We start from the raw sequence: 3354 nt of genomic DNA, 5'->3' as shown, positions 1-3354 counted from the left end.
GCGACAGAAGATCTGGTGAACCTGCTCGACCGCTCCGGCGTCGAGCATGATCTCGATCTTCGCAAAGCCATATCCACCAACCAATGGTTCGAAGGCATATTGGGCCGTCCGCTGCCGTCTCTGGTTGCAAGAGCCGATGCTTGAATGACAGTTAAACAGGGAAGAGATTGAGATATGGGCTATCGATTGGGCGTCGACGTTGGCGGGACATTTACCGATCTTCTGCTGATTGACGAAGCGACCGGACGGACATTCCGGGACAAGGTTCCATCGACTCCCGCCGATCCTTCACAGGCCGTGATCAACGGTGCGAGAGGGTTATGCGAGCGCCAGAATATAGCTCCGGAGGAAATCGACCTGTTCCTCCACGGCACGACAGTGGCCACCAATGCGGTGTTGGAAAAGAAGATTGCCAAGGTCGGACTGGTTGTCTCCGAGGGTCATCGCCATCTGATGCAGATCGCGCGCAGTCTGGTGCCGGGCGGCCTCGCCGCGTGGATCATCTGGCCCAAGCCCGAACCCATGGCGGCACTGCAACGGACGATCGAGGCACCCGAACGGATGGACGCCAAGGGACAGACGATCCGCGCATTGGATGAGGCAGAGATGCGCTCCCGGCTGGAGCGGTTGAAAGCGACAGAAGAGATCGAGGCACTGACCATCTGCCTGATGAACAGCTATGTCGACGGCAGACATGAAAAGACCGTCGCTGCGATCTGCGCAGAGGTTTTTCCCGATATTCCGATTTCCATGTCTTCGGACATTCTTCCCGAGATGCAGGAATATGAACGCGCGCTCACCACGGTTGCCAATAGCGCGGTACGCCCAACCGTCGCGCGCTATGTCGGCAATCTGGAAAAAGAGCTGACGGCCTGGGGCACGAAGGCAAAGCTAAACTTGCTGCGCTCCGATGGCGGATTGATGTCCGCCTCGAAAAGCGCCGAGGCTCCGGTCAATCTGCTGATGTCCGGACCGGCTGGCGGCGTGGCCGGCGCGGTCTGGGTGGCAAAAAGTGCCGCGGTTAAAAACATTCTGACCCTCGATATGGGCGGCACTTCCACCGACGTGGCGCTGATCGAGAATGGTTCCGCGCGGCTCCAGCGGGAAACTTCGGTCGGTGACCTTAATGTCCGCGCCTCTTCGATTGACGTCAAGACTGTCGGCGCAGGCGGCGGATCGATTGCCTTCGTTCCGGAACTGACCAAGGCGCTACGTGTCGGACCGGAAAGTGCGGGAGCCGAGCCGGGGCCGGTGGCCTATGGCAAGGGCGGGGAAGCGCCGACGGTGACCGACGCCAATGTCGTGCTCGGCTATCTGCCCGAATCCCTGCTCGGCGGCAGCTTCAAGCTGGATCGCGAGGGCGCGACAAAAGCGGTTCAGACGATAGCGGATGCGCTCGACATTGACCTGATGGACGCCGCCGCCGGTATCGTCGACATTGTGAACGAGAATATGTTCGGCGCGCTGCGGCTGGTCTCCGTCCAGCAGGGCTATGACCCGCGCGAATTTGCCTTGATGGGCTTTGGCGGCGCGGGGCCACTGCACGCCAATGCGATGGGCAAGCTGATGAATAGCTGGCCGGTCATCATCCCGCCCTCACCCGGTGTGCTCTGTGCCTATGGCGACGCAACCACGCGGCAGCGGGTCGAAACCCAGCGCAGTTTCAACGAGATGGTTCAAAACACGAGCGATCATGAGCTCACCGTCTATCTCGACAGCCTCGGCGCGCAGGTGAAACAGGAACTGCAGGCCGAAGATGTCGCGCCCGGGGATGTCGAACTGCTTTACGAGATCGATATCCGCTATGCCGGCCAGGCCTTTGAAATTCCCCTGTCGGTGGAACCCGAGGGTCTTTCAATTGAAAGCCTGATCGCGCGGTTCGATGCCGAGCACGAGCGTTTGTTCACCTTCAATCTCGATGAAACGCCGCACGAGATCGTCAATGTCCGCGCGGTCGCGCTGGGCAAGACGGCCGATGTCGCGCCGCCGGTAATCGAGAAAGGGAATGCGGATCCATCAGCCGCCAAAACCCGCGATCACCAGTTATATATGGATGGTAGGATGCAGGACGCGGCGATTTACGACCGTGCGCTGCTAAAGGCTGGCAATCGCATTCCAGGCCCGGCCATCGTCACCGAAATGGATAGCACCACCCTCGTGCACAGCGGCTGCGAAGCGCTGGTCGACGAACATGGCAATCTGATCATCAACCTGGTGGAAGGAGCGTAAGATGCCCGCACGGATTATTGAAACCAACGACGCTCCATTCAACAAGGTCGATGTCGATCCGGTGACGCTCGACATCATGGAAAATGCGCTGCGCAACGCGCGCATCGAAATGGATGCAACGCTGGTACGCACTGCCATGTCGCCCGGCATCCGGGAACAGGGCGACGCCTTTCCCCTGATCGCCGACCGCGGCGGCAAAATGGTTGTCGGACAGTTTGGCAGTTTTATCGACGGCTTCCTGCGTGCCTATCCCGGCACGATCGAGGAAGGCGACATGATCTTTCTCAGCGATCCTTATAGCTGCGAAGGCGCGGTCAGCCACAATAATGACTGGCTGATCCTGTTGCCGGTCTATCGTGGTGGCAGGCTGGTCGCGTGGACCGCGATGTTCGGCCACCAATCCGACATTGGCGGCAAGGTGGCAGGTTCGATCCCGATCGACAGCAAGAGTGTCTTTGAAGAAGGCGTCCGGATACCGCCGGTTAAAATCTATCAGAAGGGTGTCTATAACGAGGAGATGGTCAAGGTCATCCTGCACCAGAGCCGCAAGCCGGACTGGTGCGCCGCCGATCTCAACGCCCTGATCGCGTCCTGCCGGGTGGCCGCCCGCCGGGTGGATGAAATGTGCGGACGGTTTGGCGAGGATGAATTTGCCAGCGCCACCGATCAGCTGCTCGCGCGCAACCACCGCGCGATGAAACATCTGATCGAAACCAGCATCGGCGAGGAACCGGTCAGCTTTACCGATTTCATTTGCGACGATGGCGTCGGCTACTGGCCCTACAAGATCACCTGCAAGATGTGGCGCGAGGGCGGCAAGGTCATTCTCGACTTCGAAGGCACGGATCCGCAGGCGCCCAGCTCGATCAACTTCTTTCTCAACGAGAATATGTTCAAGATGTTCTTCGGGATTTACATGATCATGGTGTTCGACCCACAAATTCTGTTCAACGACGGTTTCTACGATCTGGTCGACGTGCGGATTCCGGAAGGCTCTCTTATCAAGCCGAAATATCCAGCCGCGCTCGCCGGACGCACCCATGCGCTTGGCCGGATTTTCGATATTTTGGGCGGCCTGCTCGGCCAGCGCCAGCCGGAATTCCTCAACGGCGCGGGATTCTCGTC

General features: G+C 59.3%; 2 protein-coding genes. Both read left to right on the top strand.

Features of this window, described 5'->3' with window-relative positions; all coding sequences use genetic code 11:
- Positions 1–174 precede the first annotated feature (174 nt).
- Positions 175–2229 (top strand): hydantoinase/oxoprolinase family protein, encoded by a 2055-nt coding sequence (locus WBM93_RS14405; protein ID WP_424432558.1) that lies wholly within the window; start codon positions 175–177, stop codon positions 2227–2229.
- A gap of 1 nt (position 2230) precedes the next feature.
- Positions 2231–3354 (top strand): hydantoinase B/oxoprolinase family protein (locus WBM93_RS14400; RefSeq protein WP_424432557.1); only part of this gene is annotated, 1124 nt, incomplete at its 3' end.

This window comes from Parasphingorhabdus sp., from assembly GCF_049667325.1.
Lineage (GTDB): Bacteria > Pseudomonadota > Alphaproteobacteria > Sphingomonadales > Sphingomonadaceae > Parasphingorhabdus.
This window is presented reverse-complemented; position numbering and strand designations above follow the sequence as displayed.

Coding starts and splice junctions, on each gene's coding strand:
- WBM93_RS14405 (WP_424432558.1), top strand. CDS start 175: ATGGGCTATCGATTGGGCGTCGACGTTGGCGGGACATTTACCGATCTT.